General features: G+C 41.7%; 21 protein-coding genes and 1 riboswitch. Of the genes, 8 read left to right on the top strand and 13 right to left on the bottom strand.

All coding sequences use genetic code 11. The annotated features are described in order from the left end of the window. Positions 1-10: 10 nt before the first annotated feature. From BLQ57_RS09835 to BLQ57_RS09810, 6 genes are all read left to right on the top strand, one after another. Positions 11-1,327 carry a hypothetical protein gene (locus BLQ57_RS09835; protein ID WP_240507782.1) on the top strand — a complete coding sequence of 439 codons (1,317 nt, stop codon included), beginning with the start codon at positions 11-13 and terminating at the stop codon, positions 1,325-1,327. 118 nt (positions 1,328-1,445) lie between these two features. After that, positions 1,446-1,545, top strand: a riboswitch (SAM riboswitch). Between the two features lie 68 nt (positions 1,546-1,613). Continuing rightward, complete coding sequence (locus BLQ57_RS09830) at positions 1,614-2,669, top strand: homocysteine S-methyltransferase family protein (RefSeq protein ID WP_087939056.1); 1,056 nt, start codon at positions 1,614-1,616, stop codon at positions 2,667-2,669. 10 nt (positions 2,670-2,679) lie between these two features. Next, positions 2,680-5,364, top strand: coding sequence for a methionine synthase (gene metH / locus BLQ57_RS09825; RefSeq protein WP_394331263.1), 2,685 nt, complete (start codon positions 2,680-2,682; stop codon positions 5,362-5,364). Further along, positions 5,361-6,314, top strand: coding sequence for a methylenetetrahydrofolate reductase [NAD(P)H] (gene metF, locus BLQ57_RS09820; protein ID WP_087939058.1), 954 nt, complete (start codon positions 5,361-5,363; stop codon positions 6,312-6,314). Before metH ends, metF begins: the two co-directional genes overlap by 4 nt. Before the next feature lie 269 nt (positions 6,315-6,583). After that, the gene (locus tag BLQ57_RS09815; RefSeq protein ID WP_087939059.1) at positions 6,584-7,432 is read left to right on the top strand and encodes a hydroxymethylglutaryl-CoA lyase; all 849 of its coding nucleotides are present in this window, start codon (positions 6,584-6,586) and stop codon (positions 7,430-7,432) included. Position 7,433: 1 nt separating this feature from the next. Then, positions 7,434-7,985 carry a PepSY domain-containing protein gene (locus BLQ57_RS09810; protein WP_087939060.1) on the top strand — a complete coding sequence of 184 codons (552 nt, stop codon included), beginning with the start codon at positions 7,434-7,436 and terminating at the stop codon, positions 7,983-7,985. 15 nt (positions 7,986-8,000) lie between these two features. On the opposite strand, the gene dprA is transcribed toward BLQ57_RS09810, so the two are convergent. The 13 genes from dprA to BLQ57_RS09745 all read right to left on the bottom strand — a co-directional run bounded on the left by dprA (position 8,001) and on the right by BLQ57_RS09745 (position 20,403). Continuing rightward, positions 8,001-9,119 (bottom strand): DNA-processing protein DprA, encoded by a 1,119-nt coding sequence (gene dprA / locus BLQ57_RS09805; RefSeq protein ID WP_087939061.1) that lies wholly within the window; start codon positions 9,117-9,119, stop codon positions 8,001-8,003. Continuing rightward, positions 9,100-9,453, bottom strand: a complete 354-nt coding sequence (locus tag BLQ57_RS09800) for a MerR family transcriptional regulator (protein ID WP_087939118.1) — start codon at positions 9,451-9,453, stop codon at positions 9,100-9,102. Before BLQ57_RS09800 ends, dprA begins: the two co-directional genes overlap by 20 nt. A gap of 127 nt (positions 9,454-9,580) precedes the next feature. Then, positions 9,581-10,285 carry an RsmE family RNA methyltransferase gene (locus BLQ57_RS09795; RefSeq protein WP_087939062.1) on the bottom strand — a complete coding sequence of 235 codons (705 nt, stop codon included), beginning with the start codon at positions 10,283-10,285 and terminating at the stop codon, positions 9,581-9,583. A 77-nt stretch (positions 10,286-10,362) separates the two neighbouring features. After that, a complete protein-coding gene (locus BLQ57_RS09790) occupies positions 10,363-12,129 on the bottom strand; it encodes a DEAD/DEAH box helicase (protein WP_087939063.1) in 1,767 nt (588 codons plus the stop codon). Between the two features lie 231 nt (positions 12,130-12,360). Further along, positions 12,361-13,152 carry a queuosine precursor transporter gene (locus tag BLQ57_RS09785; RefSeq protein ID WP_087939064.1) on the bottom strand — a complete coding sequence of 264 codons (792 nt, stop codon included), beginning with the start codon at positions 13,150-13,152 and terminating at the stop codon, positions 12,361-12,363. Next, positions 13,149-14,066: a ribonuclease Z gene (locus BLQ57_RS09780; RefSeq protein WP_087939065.1), complete on the bottom strand. Its 918-nt coding sequence runs from the start codon at positions 14,064-14,066 to the stop codon at positions 13,149-13,151. The genes BLQ57_RS09785 and BLQ57_RS09780 overlap by 4 nt, the downstream gene beginning before the upstream one ends. Further along, positions 14,063-14,437 carry an STAS domain-containing protein gene (locus BLQ57_RS09775; protein WP_087939066.1) on the bottom strand — a complete coding sequence of 125 codons (375 nt, stop codon included), beginning with the start codon at positions 14,435-14,437 and terminating at the stop codon, positions 14,063-14,065. The genes BLQ57_RS09780 and BLQ57_RS09775 overlap by 4 nt, the downstream gene beginning before the upstream one ends. Before the next feature lie 91 nt (positions 14,438-14,528). Further along, a complete protein-coding gene (locus BLQ57_RS09770) occupies positions 14,529-15,476 on the bottom strand; it encodes a phosphoribosylaminoimidazolesuccinocarboxamide synthase (RefSeq protein ID WP_087939067.1) in 948 nt (315 codons plus the stop codon). A 59-nt stretch (positions 15,477-15,535) separates the two neighbouring features. Further along, positions 15,536-16,624: a toxin-antitoxin system YwqK family antitoxin gene (locus tag BLQ57_RS09765; protein ID WP_087939068.1), complete on the bottom strand. Its 1,089-nt coding sequence runs from the start codon at positions 16,622-16,624 to the stop codon at positions 15,536-15,538. A gap of 172 nt (positions 16,625-16,796) precedes the next feature. Next, positions 16,797-17,975, bottom strand: coding sequence for an acetyl-CoA C-acyltransferase (locus BLQ57_RS09760; RefSeq protein ID WP_087939119.1), 1,179 nt, complete (start codon positions 17,973-17,975; stop codon positions 16,797-16,799). A 208-nt stretch (positions 17,976-18,183) separates the two neighbouring features. After that, a complete protein-coding gene (locus tag BLQ57_RS21135; RefSeq protein ID WP_169712727.1) occupies positions 18,184-18,798 on the bottom strand; it encodes a hypothetical protein in 615 nt (204 codons plus the stop codon). After that, positions 18,788-19,432, bottom strand: a complete 645-nt coding sequence (locus BLQ57_RS09750) for a hypothetical protein (protein WP_087939070.1) — start codon at positions 19,430-19,432, stop codon at positions 18,788-18,790. Before BLQ57_RS09750 ends, BLQ57_RS21135 begins: the two co-directional genes overlap by 11 nt. 5 nt (positions 19,433-19,437) lie before the next feature. Continuing rightward, on the bottom strand, positions 19,438-20,403 hold the full coding sequence (locus BLQ57_RS09745) for a VWA domain-containing protein (RefSeq protein WP_087939071.1): 966 nt from the start codon (positions 20,401-20,403) through the stop codon (positions 19,438-19,440). Between the two features lie 147 nt (positions 20,404-20,550). On the opposite strand from BLQ57_RS09745, the gene BLQ57_RS09740 reads away from it, so the two are divergent. Both BLQ57_RS09740 and BLQ57_RS09735 read left to right on the top strand, forming a co-directional pair. Continuing rightward, positions 20,551-22,938, top strand: a complete 2,388-nt coding sequence (locus tag BLQ57_RS09740) for a TonB-dependent receptor (protein ID WP_087939072.1) — start codon at positions 20,551-20,553, stop codon at positions 22,936-22,938. After that, positions 22,938-23,768 (top strand): DUF4249 family protein, encoded by an 831-nt coding sequence (locus BLQ57_RS09735; protein WP_087939073.1) that lies wholly within the window; start codon positions 22,938-22,940, stop codon positions 23,766-23,768. Before BLQ57_RS09740 ends, BLQ57_RS09735 begins: the two co-directional genes overlap by 1 nt. The last annotated feature ends 30 nt before the right edge of the window (positions 23,769-23,798 follow it).

The raw sequence follows: 23,798 nt of genomic DNA, 5'->3' as shown, positions 1-23,798 counted from the left end.
ATTCAAGTTCATGTCATTTTTTCTTAGAATCAATTTCTTTATTTTCTTTTTCGGAATCGCCATTTCCTTAAAAGGTCAGCAGTTGTTGTCTAAGCGATCCAGTTTTTATTCCACTTTAGGGATAAGTGGTGCTAAACTCAATCAGTTTGACAACATGCTGGAAGATCGTGGGCTCAGCGGTCTTCGTCAGCGCTACCGGACAATCGGGCTTGGCTATCAGACCCGAATCAATGATTTTGCTCTTGGAGTTGAACTTTTCCAAAATAGAAGTGCGCAGAGCGAGCTAGACGATTATAAAATGGGATATCGTACCTCAAGAATTTTGGTGAATGTAGGGTATTCTTTTACCGAGGAGGGAAGGTTTCAGCTGATTCATTACATGTCTATGGGCTTGGGCTTTTTGAATTTCCAAATGTTGCCTACAGGTAGACCCGATAGGTTGGATGATTTTCTTTCAGATCCTGCTAGGGGTTTGGTCCTGCGTAAAATGGACATTCACAAAGGAAGTGTAAACTATGGTGGATTTTTGACCGAGATCGGATTTCAATTAAGCTACGATTTTAATATTTTGGGCAGAAAAGAGGAGCTTTTTGTCTTGGCTAAAATGGGATATTCTTTCAGTCCATTTGAGGGGAAGTGGGAGATGAATTCCATGTCCTTTGATAATACCCAAAGTGGGGCCTTCATCAGAGTGGGAGCGGGAGTGACGCTGCCAGATAGAAATTTCTTTTACAAAGATGCCTCAGTTAGTTTTCAATTGCTCTCGGGGATACATTTTACCCAGCCCAATGCTTTCAACGAGGAGCTGGTAGAAGCTGGATTTGAGCCATTTACAGGCAGACCTTCCAATCTAGGATTGAGAATATTAGTGGAAAACAGTGGCTTTTTGTACGGTGCTGATGTGTATAATTTAGCGATGGATGGCTCGGCGAGCCCTGCTAGATCTCATTCCTTGAATAGTTTAAGGATTTATGCGCTTGCGGGACATAAATTTTTGCAATTTAGGAATTTCGGAGTCGGGGCTTTGGCCGGTTTTGGATTTGGAAACCTGCGATACAGTTCACTTCAAAAAAATAAACCCGATTTTCCTGAATTATTTGAGCAGCGGAAATTTGATGGTTATTTACATAACTCAGGATTGATGGCAAAGCCTGAAATCATGGTAGAGTATGGTATTCCGGTGACAAGGAGAAAGTTTTTTGAACTAGTGTTTACTGCCTCGGCAGGGTATGAGATTGCCTTGGCCAATTACCGTTTAGCGGATTTTAATATGTCTAATTATATGACCGCCCCTTATTTGATGTTTGGAGTAGGAGTACGTCCTTGATGAGTGATTCTCTTGGGAAAAGGTTTATTTTTTGGGGAATATCAAAAACAAATAAACTGGCTTGTCAATTTTTCAACAGAACCACTGTTTTATTAAAGGATAGCTATTACCTTTGAACAGCTTATCGAGAAAGACTGAGGGAAGGGCCCTACGACGTCTTAGCAACCTGTAACCAAGGTGCTAATTCCCATTCCGGATTCGCCGGAAGAAGATGAGCGGAAAAGATTACATTTGTATTTTTCTCCGTGTTTTGCTCGATAAGCTTTTTAACAGTAATTGACTAATAATGCAAAACAAGACGGAAATTCTACTCAAAGCACTTAAGGAAAAGATTTTGATCCTAGATGGTGCTATGGGGACGATGATTCAGCGATATACTTTGACGGAGGACGATTTTCGAACTCCCGCACTAAAGGATCACCCCAAATCACTGAAGGGAAATAATGATTTGCTTTCCTTGAGCCATCCTGAGATCATCAAGGCAATTCATAAAGAATACCTAGAGGCAGGAGCGGATATTATTGAGACCAATACTTTTTCAGGGACTTCTATCGCTCAGGCCGATTATGAGTTGTCCCATCTGGCGTATCAGATTAATTACCAATCCGCTAAAATCGCCAAAGAAGCTGCCGATGAGTTTACGGCCAAAGACCCAGCCAAACCGCGATTTGTGGCAGGAGCAATGGGACCTACCAACCGTACCGCTTCTATTTCACCTGATGTCAATGATCCCGGCTATAGAGCCATCAATTTTGATCAACTTGCGGAAGCCTATGCAGAGCAAGTGAGAGGGCTTCTCGATGGAGGCGTAGATATACTCTTAGTAGAGACTATTTTCGATACACTTAATGCAAAAGCTGCCTTATTTGCTATTCAGGAAGTTTATGAAGAGCGAAACATTCCGCTTGATCCACAGGAGGGAGGGATTCCGATTATGATTTCCGGTACGATTACGGATGCTTCTGGAAGGACACTTTCCGGACAAACGACTGAGGCATTTTTGATTTCAGTTTCCCATGTGCCACTGCTTTCGGTTGGTTTAAATTGTGCCTTGGGCGCCAAAGAACTGCGCCCTTATCTCAAAGTTTTGGCACAAAATGCTCCTTTTTATGTGTCGGCCTATCCCAATGCTGGTCTTCCCAATGAGTTTGGTGCCTATGACCAAGGAGCCAATGAAATGGCAGATCAAGTGAGGGATTTTTTGAAAGAAGGGATGCTGAATATTTTGGGTGGCTGCTGCGGCACTACACCAGATCATATCCGTGCTATGGCCCAACTTGTAGAAGAATATCAGCCTAGAAAAATTGAAGAAATCAAAGAAGAGGAGGGAACGGATGTCTAAGACAAACTACATGAAGCTATCTGGATTAGAGCCTTTGGTCTTTAGCCCAACTATCAATTTTGTCAATATTGGCGAGCGTACCAATGTCACTGGATCGAAAAAGTTTGCCAGACTTATTTTAAACGAGCAGTATGATGAAGCTCTGGAGGTGGCATTGGATCAGGTAAGAGGTGGTGCTCAGATTCTGGATGTTTGTATGGATGAAGGGATGCTGGATGGTGAAGCTGCTATGATCAAGTTTCTGAATCTGATTGCATCCGAACCTGAAATCAGCCGAATCCCTATCATGATTGACAGCTCCAAGTGGAGTATCATTTTAGCGGGATTGAAATGTGTGCAGGGCAAAGGAATTGTCAATTCTATTTCTCTGAAAAACGGTGAGGAGGAGTTTATACAGCAGGCCAAGACCATCAAGAAATTTGGTGCTGCTGTCGTCGTGATGGCTTTTGATGAAGATGGACAAGCAGATTCCTATGAGCGAAGAATCGAAATCTGTGAAAGGAGTTATAGAATTCTGGTAGATCAGGTCAAATTTAATTCCCAGGATATCATTTTTGACCCAAATATATTTCCCGTGGCTACAGGGATGGAGGAGCATAAGAAAAATGCACTTGATTTTTTCTTAGCCACTAAATGGATTAAAGAAAACTTACCTGGAGCCAAAGTAAGTGGAGGAGTAAGTAATGTTTCTTTTTCCTTCCGAGGCAATAATCCCGTAAGAGAGGCCATGCATGCTGCTTTTCTTTATCATGCGATACATCACGGAATGGATTTGGGTATAGTCAATCCGACCATGCTCGAAATCTACGATGATATCCCCAAGGACTTGCTTGAGAGGGTGGAGGATGTACTTTTCGACAGGAGAGAAGATGCGACAGAGCGCTTATTGGATTTTGCTGAGACAGTTAAGGCCTCCGATAAAAAAGAGGTAGTCAATGAGGCCTGGAGATCGGACCCTGTTTCCAAACGAATAGAGCATGCCCTTGTCAAAGGGATTTTGGATTTTATTGTAGAGGATATTGAGGAGGCAAGGTTAGCATTGAGTGAGCCTTTGAAGGTAATAGAAGGCCCGCTGATGGATGGTATGAATGTGGTGGGAGACCTATTTGGTGAAGGTAAAATGTTTCTCCCACAGGTGGTGAAATCTGCTAGAGTGATGAAAAAGGCGGTGGCCTATCTGGAACCCTTTATGCCTTTACCGGAAGAAGGGCAGGAAGCCTCATCATTGAAAAAAATCCTATTGGCTACCGTTAAAGGTGACGTCCATGACATCGGAAAAAACATTGTCGGGGTGGTATTGGCATGTAATAGCTATCAAATCATCGACTTGGGTGTGATGGTAGATGCTCAAAAAATTATCGATGAGGCAGTCAAAAACAAGGTGGATATTATCGGGTTGAGTGGATTGATTACTCCTTCTCTTGATGAGATGGTTACGGTCGCTTCGGAAATGGAGCGACAGGGATTGAAGATTCCGCTTTTGATCGGTGGGGCTACCACCTCTCGAATCCATACGGCAGTGAAAATTGATCCCGTTTACTCTGGTACGGTGATCCATGTGACAGATGCCAGTAAGTCAGTCCCTATTGCCGGAGAGTCTATCTCTGAGGAAACAAGAGATGCTTACCATCTTAGAATTAAAGAAACCTATCAGCAGCTTCGAGAGGAGCATGAAGCGAAGCAGGCCGTCAAACAATTGGTGCGCTATGAAGAAGCGAAAGCCAATCCTGTGGAGATTGCTTGGGGGCATTATGAGCCAATAAAACCTAAGGTGTTGGGAAATACCATCCTTGAAGAGTTGGATCTGAATATTTTGCGGAAATACATCGATTGGACTCCATTTTTCAGTACCTGGATGCTCAGTGGCCGCTATCCGAAAATCCTAGAAGACCCTGTCGTAGGTAATGAAGCGAAAAAGCTTTTTGCAGACGCTCAAGCCATGCTAGATCAGCTCATTTCAGAGCAATGGCTGAGTGCAAAAGCTGTATTCTCACTTTTCCCAGTACAACGAAAAGCGGATGATGCTTTGATTTTGAAAGCGGAAAATCCTGAGAAGGTAATCGGACAATTCCACTTTTTGCGTCAGCAGGGCAAAAAAGGAAAAGGCGTTCCCAACCGATCTTTGGCGGATTACCTTCACCCTGATAAAATTGACTACATGGGCTGTTTTGCTGTGACAGCAGGTTTGGGTATGGAGACTAAACTTGCTGAATTTCAATCCGCTGGAGATGATTATAATGATATTTTGTTTAAGGCACTAGCAGATCGATTGGCAGAAGCTGCGGCCGAATACGTCCATGAACTCGTGAGAAAAGACTATTGGGGATATGCTATGCATGAGGATTTAGACAACGACTCCTTGATTAAAGAGAGTTATTTGGGGATTCGCCCTGCCCCTGGCTATCCAGCTTGTCCTGAGCATTCGGAAAAAGAAACCATTGCCAGGATTCTGGATTTGGAAAACTCGATCGGTATCACCCTCACCTCGAGCTATGCGATGTATCCTACGAGTTCGGTTTCAGGTTTCTATTTTGGGCATCCTGATTCCAAATACTTTGGATTAGGCAAAATCGCCCAAGACCAAGTGGCGAGTTACGCAGAACGCAAGGGTATCTCTATGGAGCAAGCAGAGCGCTTACTTTCTCCTAATTTGGCCTATACGCCTTCTACTTTATTAGCAAATCAAACTGTATGAAGATAACCGAACACCTGAAAAACGCGAAATCTACGCTGTTTTCATTTGAAATTTTACCTCCACTAAAAGGGCAAAGCCTTAAAGAATTACTGGAAGGAATTGAACCCTTGATGGAGTTTAAGCCGCCATTTGTAGACGTGACTTATCACCGGGAAGAATTCATTTACAAAAAACATCCCAATGGATTGCTTGAAAAAGTAAGTACCAAAAAACGACCAGGTACGGTGGGGATTTGTGCGGCTATTATGAACCGTTTTCATGTAGATGCTGTGCCTCACTTACTGTGTGGAGGCTTTACCAAAGAAGAAACCGAAAATGCACTCATTGACCTCAATTTTATCGGCGTGGATAATGTCTTAGCGCTGAGGGGAGATGCTCCAAAAACGGAAGGAAGATTTGTGGCTGAAAAAGACGGGCATCATTTTGCCAGTGAATTGGTGGAGCAAATCATCCGAATGAATAATGGGAAATACCTACATGAAGAAACGGAGACAAGTTTTCATACTGATTTTTGTGTAGGTGTGGCAGGCTATCCTGAGAAGCACTTTGAAGCACCTTCTTTAAAGTTTGATCTCAACTATCTCAAAGAGAAAGTCGATAAGGGAGCTGAATACATCGTAACCCAAATGTTTTTTGATAATAAAAAGTTCTTCGAATTTGAAAGAAAAGTGCGTGAGGCAGGAATCAATGTGCCCATCATTCCAGGCTTGAAACCCATCACAACCCTGGGGCAAATCACCATGCTTCCGAGAACTTTCTTTTTGGATTTGCCGGACGCATTGACCGACGAGCTGCTACAGTGTAAGACCAATGCTGAGGTAAAGGAAGTGGGGATAGCTTGGGCGATCCAGCAAAGTAAAGAATTGGTAAATGCAGGAATGCCAAGTATCCATTTTTATACGATGAGTAAGGCAGATGCAACATATAAGATCGCTAAGGAGGTATTTTAGGGATTCCTTAAAAAAGCTAATTCTTACCCTAGAGTAAATATTAAATAATTAAATGGGATTTAGTTCATATTGAGAGTAAATTTCTCTTTGATTCTGCTCCATTAGCTTTCAAATAGATAGATATAAAATCAATAGAATGTCGGTGTCTTTTAAAATTAAAATTCCGACTCGATTCAATTAATTCGACAGCCGTCTTTATATTCCAAAACCTGTTCAGACCACATATCCAAAATCCGGAGAGGTCTAAGCTTTATTGCTTAATTTTGGGCATGATTCAATTGATCGAATGTCCAAGGGATGCAATGCAAGGGCTTCCAGATTTCATTGATACGGCCATCAAAGCGGCATATATCAATCAACTTTTGGAAGTAGGTTTTCATACGATTGATTTTGGGAGCTTTGTCAGTCCTAAAGCGATTCCGCAAATGCGTGATACGGCTGAGGTACTAGAAATGCTGGATTTGCATAATTCCAAATCCAAACTATTGGCTATTGTGGCTAACTTACGTGGAGCAGAAGACGCTGTCCAATTTTCCGAAATTGATTATTTGGGTTTCCCGCTTTCCCTTTCGGAGACTTTTCAGCAGCGGAATACCAATGCTAGTATTTCCAAAGCGCTAGAAATAGTGGAATCTATTCAAAATCTTTGTCAAACCAGAGGAAAGGAGCAGGCCGTCTACCTCAGTATGGGTTTTGGGAATCCCTATGGAGACCCATTTTCTCCTGAATTGGTAGCTGAGTTTGTCCAGAAATTAGACGAGCTGGAGATCAAAACCATATCCCTAAGTGACACCATAGGCGTAGCTACTCCCAGCTTGATTACTGAGCTATTTGAAGTCCAGATTGCTTCTTTTCCTGACATTACATTTGGAGCGCATCTTCATAGCAGAAAGGAAGATATTAGAGAGAAAGTGTTAGCAGGCTTGAAGGGGGGCTGTAGACGTTTTGATGGGGCTTTGATGGGATTCGGCGGCTGTCCTATGGCCAAAGATGAACTCCTAGGCAATATGGCTACTGAAGTAATGATCGAGGCTTTGGAGCAGGAAGGCCATGAATTGGGATTAAATAAGTTGGAACTAGGAGAGGCGATTAAACTTTCCAATTCAGTCTTTTATTAGGATGAGTACGAAACAAGTTCAAAAAAAAGTCAAGGCTATCCGCTGGTACCGTAATCTTCACAGGTGGTTGGGGATACCGCTGATAATATTTTTTTTTATTATTGGTATCACGTCCCTTTTGTTGGCCTGGAAAAAGAAGGCGGACTTATTGCCACCTACACAGCGCAGTGTAAATGCAACTGGTGATTGGATTTTACCTACCCAAATGATCCAAATCGCCGAAGAGGAAATGGAGAAGTTGGGTGAAGATTCGGCTGTAGATAGAATAGATATCCGTCCCGACAACGGAATAGCAAAAGTGACTTTTAAAACTCATTTTACCGAAGTGCAAGTCGATGGGTTTTCTGGTGCGGTATTGTCTGTTGGGACTCGACACTCTGACTGGATAGAAAAAGTACACGACGGAAGTATCTTGGATTTCTATACCACTGGCGATGAAGGTGCAAAGCTTACCTATTCAACTTTGAGCGCATTGGGATTGATTTTTATGAGTTTCAGTGGGTTTTATCTTTGGTATTACCCCAAGTTGATCCGAAAGCTAAAGGAGAAATAAGGTTGTTAAATTGGATTAAACTAGTAATTTAAATTTTTTCCCAGGAAGTGATTTGACGATTCCTTCAAATTCCAAGGTCAATAATTTAGAGGATAATTTGCCAAGAGGAATATCTGTACTGTAGGAAATTTGATCAATTTCCGATTCTCCTTTTTCTTGTAAAAGACTTAAAATTGCCTTTTCGTCGGCTTCTCTTGTGCTGAAATCAAGTTTAGGCTTGGCTATTTTCTCTTCACCGGGTTTACTCCAAAATAAAGCCTCGGCAATATCATTTGGTCCTGTGTAGATAGAGGCTTTCATTTTTTTGATCAAGTGATTGCAACCTTCGGAGTAGGTAGATTGGAGGTTTCCGGGTACGGCAAAGACATCTTTGTCATAGCTGTAGGCGATTTCAGCTGTGATGAGTGCCCCTCCTTTTGCCGCTGCTTCCACCACGATCAAGGCATCCGAAAGGCCGGCAATGATTCTATTGCGTGCCGGGAAATTCCCAGGCATCATCTTCGCGCCTGGAGCATATTCACTAATAAGTGCTCCTGTCTCTTGAAGTTGTTCGGCGGTTTTTCGATGTACAGCAGGATAAATTTGATCAATCGGAGATCCCATGATTGCCACAGTAGCTAATCCAGCAAGAAGTGCCGCTCGATGCGCCTCAATATCAATTCCATAAGCCAAGCCTGAAATAATAGCGGGCTGATAGACGGCTAAATCTTCAATGATTTTTTTGGTAGCGGTTTTGCCGTAAGTAGTGGCGCTTCGAGTACCTACGATTCCCACTGAGCGTTCAAAATTCAGATTAGAGTTTCCCTTGCAAAAAAGCCAAATTGGATGATCCTCTTGGGTTTTGAGTCGATCAGGGAAATCAGGATTTGATGGGATTAGGATCCGAAAGCCCTTCTTATCGGCGAGTTCGATGAGTTCGTCTGCTTTCTGTAAAAGTTGGTTAGATGAGTTTCTGATCTCCAAAAGTTTAGCTCCCACTTTTGGGATTTTAGCAGCTTTGGCTTTCGGGATTTCAAAGAATGACTTTGGGGATCCAGCATAAGCTACAATAGCTCTGAATACTCCTGGACCAACTTTTGGAGCTAAGCTCAGTGCGAGGTGATATCGGATATGTTCATGATCCGGATTTTGCATTGATTTCTTCCCGGATATTGATTAGAAAATCCTTGATCTCCTGCAATTTCTGTACAGCTTGAACTTTATCAAAGCCCTGGTCTTTTCCTTGTGCTATGACTTCTCTGGCACCATCTAGCGTATAGCCTTTTTCTTTTACCAAGTGGAAAATAAATCGAATCTTCTGAATATCATCCTTAGTGTAGCGTCTGTTTCCTTTTTTATCTTTTTTGGGTCGGATAATGTCGAATTCACCCTCCCAATAGCGAATAAGTGAGGGAGCTACTTTGAATTGTGTAGCCACTTCACCGATGGAAAAGTATTTTTTTTCTATTTCTCGTTCTTTGTACGGCACAGCTTCTAAAATTATGGAATTGATAAAAGAATAAGACTGCAGAATTGAAGCCAATATTTATTCTAAAATAGGAAATTGACAGCTTAAATCCACCTCAAATAAAGTCTTTAGATTAAATATGCACAAATTATCGATTTGCGACCTGAAGCATTTGTACAGCAGTAAGGCCTGCGGTTTCAGTCCGAAGTCGGTTCTTTCCTAAGGATACTGGTGCAAAACCTTTGGAAATTGCAGAATCTATTTCATTTGGAGAAAAATCCCCCTCAGGACCAATAAGAATCAAGTAGTTGCGATTTTTTAAAGCAAGGTCTAGCAGGTGGTTTTGATGATTTTCATTCACATAGGCAATGAATTTTTGAAATCCATCAAAGTCAGGAGAAGTGACAATTTGTTCAAAGGTCCAGTCGCTCTTTATTTCTGGCTTGTAAAACTGCAAGCTTTGCTTACAAGCAGCAATGATCTTTTTTTCTAATCGATCCGCTTTCAGGAAGCTTCTTTCCGAGTTTTCGCTTTTCATAAGGTAGATGTAATCAAAGCCTATTTCAGTGATTTTTTCTACCAACCATTCCATTCTATCAGGGCTTTTGGTAGGACAAATAGCTAAATGGATCTCAAAAGGGAGTTTAGGTATTTCTTCCTCTTTTATCACTTTAAGGCTTGTGCCTTTGGGGAGGGGAGATTGGATGAGGCAATGAAAGAGCTTGCCCTCACCGTTCGTCACGATCACCTCATCACCTGTTTGTTTTCGTAGTACTTTGATGAGATGCTTGGATTCATCTGGGCTAAGCGTGATAGTGGGAGGAGAGCAGTTTTCTTGAAAAAAGAGCAACATGAATTTGGGTTTTTTGAACACACAAAAAAAAACACATTTCCCGAAAGAAATGTGTTTTTAACCAAATTAACCTTTAATCAACCTTTAGAAATTTCCATATTAACGGTTTTTCCTTTGATCGTGTTGTGTTTCATTGTGCGAATCACATGATCTGCATCTTTCTGAGGCACATCTACAAAGGAGAAATTGTCATAAATATCGATTCCCCCAATACTTCTTCCAGGAATGCCCGCCTCGCCGGCAATGGCTCCTACGATATCATTGGGTCTGATTCTGTCTTTTTTGCCTAGGTTTAAGAACAAGCGAGCCATGTTGGCTTCTCTGATTCTTTCAGGTCTGCTTCCACCGCGATCCCGATCTCTACCTCCTTCACCTCTAGGGGAGTCTCCGCGTCGCTCTCTTCTGCCACCTTCTGATCTACCAAAACGGTCGCTTCCACCTCTTTCGAATCTGCTTCCTCGCTCGCGACCACCGTCACGACCACCTTCTCTTCTTCTGTCTTGGTAACTTGGAAGGCCAAAATCCTGCTCTCGCATTTCTTTTACAGCATCTCCCATATTCATTTTCAAAAGACCAAGAGCAATTTGCTCGATAGATAATCCTTCAGTAAGCATTTGTCCAATCGTCTCTTCAAAGATTTGATTGTCTTCTTCCTTACCAATTTGGCGATATACGTCTTTGACTAACTGTGCTTTTTTCAGATCAAGTAATTCGGATACTGAAGGCGGATCCATTTTGTTGATGGAGGCTTTAGTGAATTTTTCCAAATCCTTAATCTTAAAGCCGTCTCTTCTTCCGGTTACGAAATTGATAGCAGTTCCTGATTTTCCAGCTCTGCCTGTTCTTCCGATTCGGTGTACGTAGTACTCCTCATCCAGGGGAAGGTCAAAATTAAATACAGCTTCTACATTGTCTACGTCGATGCCTCTTGCTGCTACATCCGTTGCTACCAATACGGTACAAAGTCCTTTTCGGAATTTGCCCATTACTTTGTCTCGCTGAGCTTGAGATAGATCTCCATGAAGTGCTTCGGCTAGGATTCCTCTAGAACCTAAGTTTTCGGTTACTTCATCTGTCATTCGCTTGGTATTACAAAATACCACAGATAGAGCGTAATTATTGACAGTCATCAATCGAGCCATCAACTCCATCTTAAGCGAAGGTTTTACTTCGTAGAAGACTTGTTCGATTCTTTCGACAGTAAGCTCTTTTTTAGCTACCTTAATGATATGAGGATCATTTTGGTACTTTCTGGTCAAATCCAAAATAGGCTTGGCCATGGTAGCGGAGAAAAATACTGTTTGTCTTTCTTCCGGCATTTCTTGAAGAATGGCTTCGATGTCGTCTCTAAAGCCCATGTCCAACATTTCATCTGCCTCATCTAATACGATGATACCAGCATCTTCCAGTTTAAGTGTACCTCTGTTGATGTGATCTTGCACACGTCCGGGAGTACCCACAACTATCTGTACACCTTTTTTAAGGACGCGAATCTGCTTGTCGATAGATTCACCTCCGTAGATGGCTACAGAATTGATTTTGCGATAAAACTTGGCTAATTTTTGAATTTCGCCTTCTACTTGAACAGCAAGTTCACGAGTAGGGCAAAGAATAATCGCCTGTGGTTTGTTAAAATCCGGATCTACGAGTTGAATGATCGGAATACCAAAAGCGGCTGTTTTTCCTGTACCAGTTTGAGCCTGTCCGATGACATCTCTACCTTCTAGTACGAAAGGAATAGCTTGTGATTGAATGGGGGAAGGCTGAGTATAACCCATCGCTTCCACTGCCTGCAAGATTTCATTCGAAATCCCCAGGTCTGAGAATTTTGTGTTTGTATCCATGATGTTTCCTTACTTTTCTTGCCATGTACTCCTTTGCAATATCCCACGACAAGCGACAGTAAGGATTTCACGGCTTAGAAAAATGTTCTATGTCTTATTGACGGTGCAAATGTAGAGGTTAATATTTTGAATTCCTAATCTTTCGAAAAGGTTTGTAGAATATTCTCGAAAAAAAAGACAGGTTTGGCAAAATATATTTGGTTAATTCGGCTATGTCCATGATAGCGTGGTTTATAAAAATGATCGGTCGGACGAAGCTTCCTGCATCATTTCTTCAGCAAGCTCTTTTCCGAGATATCGATCGATCAAGCCATGACCTACATATAGCAGAGGGGTAAGGATTATGGCTACTGTAAATTTGTAGATATAATTAATGATTCCGACTGCAATGATTTGATCTAGGCTCCAGTTTCCAAAAATGTAAAAAGCTATTCCCAGGACTACAAAAGAATCAATGAATTGAGACACAAGTGTGGATCCTGTAGCCCTGAGCCAAATCATTTTTGGACCAGTAACAGCTCGAAGTTTTTGAAAAACAAATACATCGATTAATTGTCCAAGAAGAAAGGCAGTCAAAGAGCCAATGATGATGCCCAAGCCCTGACGGAAGATAGTATTAAAGGCATAGCTGATATTAAAAGGGGTGCCTCCGGGTCCTTCTGCATTTACATCTAACCAGAAGTCAGCAGGTGTCAGCACAGTGACTAGGCTGATCACAAGGAAGGCATAAGCAATAAGCCCTGCTGTCAAAAAGCTGATTTTTCTGACTCCTTTCTTTCCAAAATATTCATTAATAATGTCAGTGGTAATGAACACTACCGGCCAGATAACAGCCCCTGCGGTCAAGTTGAAGTCGAGTAAGTATTCATCAAAAAATAACCAGTTGACCGGTTCAAACCCAAGTGTCTTTTCTGCTGAGAAAATTTTGACACCAATGATTTCGGCCAAGATCGCATTGGTCAAAAATATTCCTCCCAAAACCATGAATAAATTGGTTTTTCGGCTTTGCTTGATGCTACTCATAGACGATAAGTTTTTCCCTCCTCGGACAACATGGAGTCTTTAAAAACTGTTTTCGCTTCTGCAAGCAAACCGTCCAATATGGGATATCTGGATGAGAAATGACCGAGCATCAGCGTTTTTACCTTCGCAAGTTTGGCGATTTCTCCGGCTTCCATGGCGGTGGTATGAAAGGTCATTTTTGCTCTTTCCTTATCATTTTCCATAAAAGTAGATTCATGATAAAGTAAATCTGCTCCGCGGATGTACTCTGCTATTTCGGGTAAATATATGGTGTCTGAGCAGTAGGCGTAGGTGCGTTCGGGTTCTTTAGGAAGACAAAAATCACGGACAGCATAAAACGAGCCATCCGCCCCTATATGATCCATGCCTTTTCGTAGGGATTGAATGGCTTCTAGAGGAAGTTTTTCCTTGAGAAGTTTTTCTTTAATCAGGTTTCTTGGAAGTGGTTTTTCTCTGAATAGAAAGCCTGTCGTGGGTATACGGTGCTTCAGCGGAAAACTGTATATCATCAAATTAGGTAGCTCAATCAAGAGATTTAACTGATCATCTTGAGTCTCTACAAAGTGTAAAGGGTAGGAGAGCCTGGTATTGCTCCATTTGAGATGTGAGGTGATGATTTCGTCCAAGCCTCTAGGTCCATATAAGAAAATAGGACTGTTTCGCTTAGTTAATCCATAGCTGGAAAGTAAGCCAATCAGTCCTAAATAATGATCTCCATGCAAATGAGAGATGAAAATATGGTTTATTTTTGAAGCTTTGACTTGGTATCTCCTCAACTGAAGCTGCGTACCTTCTCCGCAATCAATCAAGAAGAGTGATTGACCATGACGAAGCACCTGTGCTGTATGATTTCTTCCGTGAACCGGAATAGAGGAGGTGTTTCCCAGTATGGTTACCTCAAAATCTTTTTTCAATCTTCTTCCTCTTCTCCGTTTTCAATTTCGTGGATGAAAATGGCTTCACCCGCCTCTTCAAGATCTTTGACAATATTCAATTTTTTGTCAAGCATAGAAATTTTCAAAAGCTTCATGACATGATCTTGGATGCCAGAGATAAGGAAAATTCCCCCGTTTTTACCAAATTCACGATCGCCCACGAGCAATGCACTTAGCCCGGAGGAATCCACGTATTTTACCTGACTCATATCCAATACCAAATTGCCATAGCCCTCGGCATGGACTGTCAAAAGTTCAGACTTTAAAGCAGGTGCAAGGATGGAATCTAGTTTTTCCTCCATTGGAGTAAAAACGACGTATTGTTCTTTTTTATCTATACTGTATTTCATATGCGTTTAATTTCTTTTTGATGATCATTTGTCCTCTTGTATGGTTAGAAGTCCTTTTTAATGAAATCTTAGCCATACCGAAGCTCATAATCTATTTGGATGAGGAAAGATGGGATAGAATGGCGTTTTCTATCCGGCTTTCAAGATTAGTTGTATTTGCCTTTTGAAATTTTTCTCCGGTGATTTTTTCAAAGAGTTCAATATAACGATCCGAAATGCTTTCTACAATTTCGTCCGTCATTTCGGGGATTTCTTGTCCTTCTTTACCTTGAAATCCATTAGAGATGAGCCATTGTCTTACAAACTCTTTAGAAAGCTGTTTTTGAGCTACTTTGTTTTTTTGGTTTTCCTCGTAGCTATCGGCATAGAAATACCTAGAGGAGTCAGGGGTGTGAATTTCGTCAATCAGATAAATTTGATCTTCAAATTTTCCAAATTCATACTTGGTATCTACAAGGATTAAGCCCATAGCATCTGCCATTTTTTGTCCCCTTTCAAAAAGTGCTCTCGTGTATCGCTCCAGCACTTCGTAGTCCTCCTTACTTACGATTCCTTTTGCAAGGATGTCTTCTTTGGAAATATCCTCATCATGCCCTTCAGAAGCCTTGGTAGTGGGGGTGATGATGGGACTAGGAAATGCATCGTTTTCATTAAGTCCCTCCGGCATCTCGACTCCACAAATGCTCCTTTTGCCCGAAGCATATTCTCTGGCAGCATGACCTGCAAGGTAGCCTCGGATGACCATTTCTACTTTGAAAGGCTCACATTTTTTACCAATAGTAACATTGGGATCAGGAACTCCTGTCACCCAGTTGGGAACGATATCTGCCGTAGCTTGTAGGAATTTGGCAGCGATTTGATTCAGTACCTGCCCTTTAAAAGGTATGGCTCGTGGTAAAACCACATCAAACGCTGAAATCCTATCTGATGCCACGACCACCAAGTCTTTTTCGAAGATGTAAACATCCCGAACTTTTCCCTTGTAAAATCCAATCTGCTCAGGAAAATTAAAGTGGGTTTCTTTGATGGCTTGATTCATTTGATGTGATTTTTGGCAAAAATAGGAAAAGCTAGACCTTAATGCTTTTGACGGATAGATTATTTGTCAATTTTCTTCCCTTCCTTGTAAATTTCTTCCTTCGTCAGTTTACCTTCCTCATCATAAAATTGTCTTGGCCCATCTAACCTGCCCATTTTGTAATTTCGTACTTCTTCTAAAATTCCCTTTTCGCTGTACATTTTTACCTCGCCTTCTAAGAGTCCATCGGTATAAGGCAGAATTTGAAATAAATTGCCGTTGGGATGATAGAATGTTTCTTTAAGAATGAGATCGGTCTTGTCAATAAATTCTCTCTTTAGAGACATGTTTCCGTTTTCATAATAGACGATAAGAGGACTTTGCGGAATCCCCTTTTTGTGTGCGATTTTTGATTTTACACTGCCATCCTCAAAATATTCTAATAAATCCCCATCCGGTTCGCCTTTCTTAAAATAGCCTTTCCGTGCCACTTGTCCATTGGGATAGTAGGAGATATATTCCCCATCTAAAAGTCCTTTGGTGTAGACTACGGATGACTTTATGCCTCCGTCGGGAAAGTACTCTAGCTCTTTCCCTTCGATCTCTCCATTCTTATAAGTGGCAGAGCGTATTTTTTGGCCCTGCTCATTATAAATTTCTGTAAGACCATGGTATTCTCCCTCTTGATACTCAATCGTTTGATTGACCTGTCCATTTTCAAAAAAAGATTGACTCAAGCCATCAGGTCTATCGTTTTTGAAAAAAGTTTGATCTTTTATTTTACCATTTGGAAAATAAGTAGTTACTTTTCCTTGTATGAGATTGGACACAAAATTGAGTTCCTGCTGTACTTGTCCTCCAGGATAAAAGCTGCGGCTCAAGCCTTCTCTTTGGTTTTCGATAAATGGAACTATTCTTAGCGTATCCCCATTTGCAGGGTCTATGTCGACAAACAAGCCGTGTCTTTGATCATTTTTGAGTTGGCCTACTTGGATCAGTTGCCCATCTTCACTGTATCTCTTGACCATGCCTTCAGCTTTACCATTGATGCGGACATAGATTTCTTTTATTAATTCCTTTTCCTCATCGTAATAAGTACGTATTGTATCCTGAGCAGCCAATGGAAAGCTGAGTAAAAGCGCACTAACAAAAAGAAGGTATTTGCTCACTTTTTTAAGATTAATTCTTTAAAAATCACGCTTCGAAGCCATGGTAGAGGTTTTACTTCCTTAATAATTTAAAACCCACTTCCGTGATTTTGGTTTTTTTTCGAAAATCATTCACAAACCTTTTAAATAAAAGAAATCCGCGACAATAACTTTGTCGCGGATCAGGCCGTGATTACATTTTTTCAATCACAATGGCAGATGCTCCGCCACCACCATTACAGATTCCGGCTACGCCTATACTACCAGATTCCTGATGGAGCACGGAGTTGAGTGTGGCAATGATTCTTGCTCCTGATGCTCCAAGAGGATGACCGAGAGAAACGGCTCCACCATAGACATTTAGCTTTTCGGGGTCTAGATTGAGTTCCTTTTGATTGGCAATGGCCACTGCGGAGAAGGCTTCATTGATTTCATAAAAATCAATATCCTCTGTCGTCAAACCTGCGTGTTTTATTGCTTTTGGAATAGCTAGTGCTGGAGCAGTGGTAAACCAAAGTGGGTCTTTCGCTGCATCTGCAAATCCTCTGATCTTTGCCAGTGGTTTTAAGCCCAGCTCTTCTGCTTTTTCTTTACTTACCAAAACCAAAGCTGAAGCACCATCATTCATAGTGGAGGCGTTGGCAGCAGTCACTGTTCCATCTTTTTCGAAAACAGGACGAAGAGAAGGGATTTTGTCAAACATGACATTTTTATATTCTTCGTCTTCATCGATAATAATGGTTTCACCTTTTCTGCCCTTGAGCTCTACAGGCACCACCTCATCTTTGAAATGGCCTTTGGCCCAAGCATCAGCCGAACGCTGATAAGATTGGATAGCATAGGTGTCCTGCTCTTCACGGCTGATATTCATTTCTCTTGCGGTATTGTCGGCGCAGTTTCCCATTGGGAATTTATAATACACTTCGAAAAGACCATCTTTTACCAAACCATCTACTAGCTCAGCATTTCCATATTTGTAACCAAAGCGGGCTTTAGGTACATAAAATGGGACATTTGACATGCTTTCCATTCCTCCAGCAACCACGACATCGTTGATTCCGAGCATGATGGATTGAGCCCCAAACATCACCGCTTTCATGCCTGAAGCGCAGACCTTATTAATAGTGGTGCAGGGCACTTGGTAGCCTATGCCGGCACCGATTGCTGCTTGTCTTGCTGGGGCTTGTCCTAGATTTGCTGATATCACATTTCCCATAAAAACTTCCTGAACCTCATCAGAACTTACGCCTGATTTTTGAAGTGCTCCTTTGATGGCTGTACTTCCTAGCTCAATTGCTGTCAAGCCAGCTAATTTACCTCCAAAACTACCGAGTGGGGTTCTTACTGCGGAAACAATGTATACTTCTTTGATCATAATTATTTGGGTTTAATCTATTACTATTTTAATTAAGAGACTGTCTCTTAAATCGCTCTAGAGTTAGCCAGAGCGTTTGACCAACGAAAGTTTGGCGGTACGAAGGCCATTTCCATCGTTTTGGGCCACATTTCGGTTTCTAGACTCTCATCTCTCAAGTGCTCCATGTGACAATCTACACTTTTGAGACAGCCTCTTTTAAATATTACCAATCTGGAAGACCTTTTTTGGGTCTTTGAGTAGGCTTTTTCTTATTTTGCTGGATGTAGCGAAGTTCCGCAGCATTCATGCTTTCCAAAATTTGAGCGGCTTGCTCCGGCGTGAGGTTCATGGCCTTGAGCTTTTCTTTAAACTCCTCAAGCGATTTTTGGCGATCAGCTAGATTGGCATCCATCTGGTCATTGGCGTTTTCACTGGCTGGATCCTCACTTTGATCAGTAGGGTTTCCAGATTCTGATTCTTTGGCCTTGTCTTCTTCTGTTTTTTCTCCTTGCTCATTGGACTCTTGCTGTTCACCTTCTTCGCCTTGGCTCTGTTGGTTTTGCTGCTGCTGCTCCTGCTCTTGATTCTGTTGATTTTGTTGCTCTTGATTCTTGTTTTGTTCTTCCTGCTGTTCTTGTTCCAGTTTCTCTTTTAATGCTTGCAGCTTGGCATCATTAGGAAATTTACTCAAACCCGAATTGACTGATTTGAGCGCGTTTTCACGCTCGGTCTTGACATAGGATCGAGCAGCCTGATTGAAGAAATCTCCAGCGGTCTGAGCAGTAGCGCTATAGGTCAGGACTATAAAAAAGAAGAGCAGTGATAGTTTATTTTTCATCGATTTCTACGATTTCCTGGAGGTTGGTGATAAATTGATTGTAAGCAGCGACGGTTTCATCTTGTTGCATGGCTTCCGTCATTACTTGTAACGCATCTTTGAAGCGAAATTGTTCAATTAACCGATCAGCTTCTGCTTTCTTCCTTTTAGCAAATTCTGAGGGTTCGGGTTGGTTTTCTTCTTCATTTTTTCGCTCTTCCTCACGCTGTAGCCATCTCGCGAGCAGCTCATAGTTATGCCTTGCTACTTCGTTGAGAGGGTCTTGTATCAAAGCGGTTCTGAATTTGCTCAATGCTGTTTCGTATTCTTTTTTGTTTCCCAATATTACACCGCCTTGATTATAGGCGAAAGAAGAAAGGGTTTTATCATTGGAAGTGGATGCCTTGTCGAAGTAGGGAGCTGCTTCCTCATCCTTTTCTGCATAGTGATAGCTCAGTCCTAGATTGAAATCTAATTCACGGGACTGAAACTGAAATTGCTCTTGAATCGCTAGGTGATCTTGAATCGACTGCTCGTATTCTCCATTTGCATAGCTTTCGCCCGCTACATCTATGGCTGCATTGAGCCTTGAGTCTCGAGTCCAAGCTGAGGGTATAAGTAGAAAAATGCTGATGATGTATTTGCTCCAGTTCATGTTCCTTACAACTTAATAGTTTTAATGGGTAATACCATATCCATTAAAGATAAGACGAGTCCAGCCAAAAGGAAATAGAAATATTTGTTAGAAGAAGTTTCTACTGTGCGGGACCCTACTACACCGCCTTCAAGTCGCTCAAGTGAGGCAAGCAAATTGCCCAACTCTTGCACTTGATCGGATATTTCAAAATATTCTCCGGAAGTTTGGGAAGCTACTTGCTGAAGAGATCTTTTTTCCAGCTTTGAGATGGCAGGTTGACCTGTCGCAGGGTCCATAATTACTCCATTTCCTCTAGGCACTGGGGCTCCTTCTTCAGAGCCCACACCGAGAGAAAAGACTTTTACCCCCGCATCACTCAGGCCTTCAGAGACATCTCCTAAATCATCTCCAAAATTCTCTCCATCAGAGATCAGAATAATTGATTTGGATTTGACCTCTTGGCTTTCATCATTGATAAAACGATCCAAAGCAAGTCTCAGCGGCCCATTCAAATCCGTACCTGCACTAGGGACTAGCCCGGTGTTCAATCCGTCGATATGTAGCTGAAGTACATTTTGGTCAAATGTGAGAGGACACTGCATGAATGCCTCTGAGGAAAAAATGATCAAACCTATACGATCTGATGGGAAGCTTTTGATCAGGTTTTTTAATTCAAATTTGACCCTCTGTAGCCTACTGGGACCGATATCTGTTGCATTCATGGATTGTGAAAGGTCTACAGCGATGAAAATGTCCTTACCCTCCTCTTTTACTTCCTTAGTCGATACCCCGATCGAGGGACCAGCTAAGGCTACCAGAAAGAGTAGGAAATACAGGGTTCTCAGGACCATTTTTGTAAATAGTCTTCTTTTTTCTACTTGTAGACGTCGATTAATCAACCAATATCTACTGATATAGATGAAGTACAGGACGACAAATAGTCCAGAAAGTAAAATAATCAGATTAATATCAGGATATGCCCAAACCATGGCCTGAAATTATAAAATAAAGCTTACTTAAAAAGAAACTTTGATGCGAGTGGTGAGTTTAGAAATGAAACTGTACCGATAATTAACAAACATTAATTGCTAGGTTGCGTCTTAAAGCACAAACAGACTTTGATTTTGCATACAAAAATGGCCAAAAGACTTATTGGCAGTTTAGTTTTTCTGCTTCAAACGCTTTTTTTTGGAGAAATTATCGCTCAACAATACCTACGTGGGACCATTCTAGATGCTATGTCTAAACAGCCTCTACCCGGTGCAACAGTATATTGGGAGTCTGAAACCAACAAGGGAGTGATTACCGATATTGATGGAAGATTTGAACTGGAAGCCATCCGTCTGCCTGCTCAACTGATGGTTTCTTATCTGGGCTATGAAAAATCTACCCGACTGATACAAGAAAAGGACCTAGGAAAGACGATTCGGATTTTATTGAAAGGAGAGGATTTTGACTTGGACGAGGTCACCGTTTCAGAGCGAAGGGCAGGTGCTCAAGTGAGGAGTCTGGAAATGGGAAAAGACTACCTGCCCATAGAGACCATTAAAAACATTCCCGCATTGTTTGGGGAAGTAGATTTGTTTAGAAGTCTGCAATTGCTCCCCGGCGTGCAGACTGCCGGAGAGGGAACAACGGGTCTATTTGTGAGAGGAGGTTCAGCAGATCAAAATCTAGTTCAAATCGACGGTGCTCCGGTATATAATCCTTCGCATTTCTTTGGGTTCTTCTCCGTATTTAATCCTGATGCGCTCGACCAAGTAGAATTGTATAAAGGGAATATGCCTGCTTCCTTTGGTGGAAGATTATCCTCATTGATTGATGTGGGACTTAAAGAGGGTAATCGAGAAAAAGTGCGGGGGGAAGGAGGTATTGGGACGATCTCTTCCCGTCTTACACTAGATGGCCCACTTTTTTCGGATAAATCTTCCTTTGTGATTTCTGGTAGACGGACCTATGCAGATTTGTTTTTAAAGCTTTCCAGCAATGAAGACATTCGAAACAATCAGCTCAACTTTCATGATCTCAGTGCGAAGGCAACTTTTTTTCTTTCTGAAAAAGACAAGCTCAGTATCTCCAGCTATCAGGGAAGTGACTTTCTAGGACTTTCGGAGCAGTTTGGTTTAGGCTGGTCCAATTGGGTAAGTGCTGTCAATTGGTCGAGAAATAAGACGGATAAATTATTTTTTGATCTCCAGGCTTATCATTCACAGTACAGCTATAAGGTCGAGTTTGAGGATCGGGATAATGGATTCAAGTGGGATAATCAGCTTACTGAGTCGGGTGTCAAAGCTACATGGACCTTGCTGGGAGGAGAAGGTTTTGAGATGTATGGAGGACTTCATAGTCAGCTGTATCGCTTTTTGCCAGTTGAGTTGAGTCCTGCCCCTACGAGTAGTATTCAGCCCATTGCTACAAGTCCAAAAAATGGATTTTTGAATAATTTGTTTTTAGAGACAAAGTTTGATTTAAGCCCAAAACTCAGTGCTGAGGCTGGGCTTAGACTGGGGCTTTATCAGCAAATCGGCCCTGGAGTGGATTATTTTTATGACAGGGAGATTCCTGGAGAAGCTACAGCAGTGACAGATTCCATCAGTTATGGGCCTTTTGATAGAGTGCAGTTTTATCAAGGCTTGGAGCCAAGGATTGCTATTAGAATGATGTTAAATGAGCAGCTTTCGATCAAGTCAGCCTTCAATCGTAATTTTCAATATGTACAAATCGCTTCGAATAGCTCTGCCGGCTTACCCATTGATAGATGGATATTGGCGGGGAGGTATGTATCTCCCTTACGTTCAGATCAGATTTCCCTAGGCTTGTTTCAAAATCTTCAGGGAGGAAAGTGGGAGATTTCACTTGAGGGATATTATAAAGATCTCAGAAATGTAATTGATCTGAAAAATGGCGCTCAGGTTTTATTTACTGATCAAGTGGAGACCGAGTTGCTGACAGGGAATGGTTGGTCCTACGGCTTGGAGTTTTTGGCGCGAAAGAATGTCGGTAAGACCACGGGGTGGCTGGCTTATACCTGGTCTAGAGCTTGGAGGAGGATCGATGGAATTAGTCAGAATCAAGCTTTTAACCCACGTTTTGATCGACCGCATGACATCACCTTGGTACTTAATCATGAATTTACGCCGCAGTGGTCAGCAGGTTTAACTTTCGTTTATACCACCGGACAGGCTGTAACTTTCCCGATTGGCACTTACCAAGCAGATTTTCAGTCACTTCCTTTATTTTCAGAGTTTAGAAACCAAGACCGGTTTCCGGATTATCATCGCATGGATGCTTCTATTATTTGGAAAAGACCAGATAGGGGTAGGAAATGGCGAGGAAGCTGGAATTTTAGTGTCTATAATCTTTACGGAAGAAAAAACCCATTTGCATACGAGTTTAGACAGATTTACAATGATGATTTGAATTTCAGCCCTGCAGATGGGCCTATTACTTCATCCCGTCAGGGAATCGTCATGACCTATTTGTTCACCTTTTTACCTTCTATTACTTATAATTTTCAATTCTAATGAAGCGGCTACTTATCATAATGTTTGCACTTTGGATGATTTCTTGTCAAGAGGAGGTCTCACTGCCTTTAGCAAGTATTGATGGTGAGGTCCCAGTGATAGAGGGGATTTGGACAGATAATGAGCAGTACAATGAAGTGAAAATTTCACTTGCTAGAAATTACTTTGACCCGCAGTCTTATCAAATCATATCCAACGCTTCAGTCAGCATCCTGATACCTGGAACTGAGGTAGTTATTCCTTTTAGGTTTTACCCTGAGAGTAATAGCTACAAGCCAATCGATAGAAAGAGGACGGCAAGGGTAGGAGAGCGCTATGAATTGCTAGTCGAGTGGGAAGGCCAAGTGTATAAGGCTAGTGGTTTGATGCTGGAACCGCCTATACTCGATAGTCTTTCGGTTAGTTTTCAAGAGGAGCGACTTTTTAGAGAAGAGGGGTATTATATCAAGGCTTATGGTAAAATCCCTTTTCCGGAGGATAATTTTTATAGGATAAGGGTCATTGAAAATGATACGCTTAAGAATAATAGAGAGGATTATTTGCTTTTTGATGATACGTTTGGACTTACTTTCTTTGAAGAAGGCTTAGAATTAGGCTACGCATTCAATGAAGGGGACAGGGTTCGTTTGGAGCTTTTTAGGATGAATGAGGACGTTTATGATTATTTTAGTCAATTGGTAGGACTATTATTTAGCGATGGTGGTCTATTTAGTCCTCCTCCTCAAAATCCAGATGGAAATATTCAGACTCTTCGGGGTGAGGGAAAAGCATTGGGGTATTTTAAAGTAACCCCGGTTATCAGTTCCACGATTTTTATTGCTGGTGAATAAATAGAGTCCTAATTCTTCTGGAAAAAATAA

This window comes from Algoriphagus faecimaris (assembly GCF_900101705.1).
Classification (GTDB): domain Bacteria; phylum Bacteroidota; class Bacteroidia; order Cytophagales; family Cyclobacteriaceae; genus Algoriphagus; species Algoriphagus faecimaris.
This window is presented reverse-complemented; position numbering and strand designations above follow the sequence as displayed.

Coding starts and splice junctions, on each gene's coding strand:
- BLQ57_RS09775 (WP_087939066.1), bottom strand. CDS start 14,437: ATGAAATACAGTATAGATAAAAAAGAACAATACGTCGTTTTTACTCCA.
- BLQ57_RS09830 (WP_087939056.1), top strand. CDS start 1,614: ATGCAAAACAAGACGGAAATTCTACTCAAAGCACTTAAGGAAAAGATT.
- BLQ57_RS09750 (WP_087939070.1), bottom strand. CDS start 19,432: ATGAACTGGAGCAAATACATCATCAGCATTTTTCTACTTATACCCTCA.
- metH (WP_394331263.1), top strand. CDS start 2,680: ATGAAGCTATCTGGATTAGAGCCTTTGGTCTTTAGCCCAACTATCAAT.
- BLQ57_RS09745 (WP_087939071.1), bottom strand. CDS start 20,403: ATGGTTTGGGCATATCCTGATATTAATCTGATTATTTTACTTTCTGGA.
- BLQ57_RS09740 (WP_087939072.1), top strand. CDS start 20,551: ATGGCCAAAAGACTTATTGGCAGTTTAGTTTTTCTGCTTCAAACGCTT.
- BLQ57_RS09790 (WP_087939063.1), bottom strand. CDS start 12,129: ATGGATACAAACACAAAATTCTCAGACCTGGGGATTTCGAATGAAATC.
- BLQ57_RS09795 (WP_087939062.1), bottom strand. CDS start 10,285: ATGTTGCTCTTTTTTCAAGAAAACTGCTCTCCTCCCACTATCACGCTT.
- BLQ57_RS09735 (WP_087939073.1), top strand. CDS start 22,938: ATGAAGCGGCTACTTATCATAATGTTTGCACTTTGGATGATTTCTTGT.
- BLQ57_RS09785 (WP_087939064.1), bottom strand. CDS start 13,152: ATGAGTAGCATCAAGCAAAGCCGAAAAACCAATTTATTCATGGTTTTG.
- BLQ57_RS09835 (WP_240507782.1), top strand. CDS start 11: ATGTCATTTTTTCTTAGAATCAATTTCTTTATTTTCTTTTTCGGAATC.
- dprA (WP_087939061.1), bottom strand. CDS start 9,119: ATGCAAAATCCGGATCATGAACATATCCGATATCACCTCGCACTGAGC.
- BLQ57_RS09815 (WP_087939059.1), top strand. CDS start 6,584: ATGATTCAATTGATCGAATGTCCAAGGGATGCAATGCAAGGGCTTCCA.
- BLQ57_RS09770 (WP_087939067.1), bottom strand. CDS start 15,476: ATGAATCAAGCCATCAAAGAAACCCACTTTAATTTTCCTGAGCAGATT.
- BLQ57_RS21135 (WP_169712727.1), bottom strand. CDS start 18,798: ATGAAAAATAAACTATCACTGCTCTTCTTTTTTATAGTCCTGACCTAT.
- metF (WP_087939058.1), top strand. CDS start 5,361: ATGAAGATAACCGAACACCTGAAAAACGCGAAATCTACGCTGTTTTCA.
- BLQ57_RS09810 (WP_087939060.1), top strand. CDS start 7,434: ATGAGTACGAAACAAGTTCAAAAAAAAGTCAAGGCTATCCGCTGGTAC.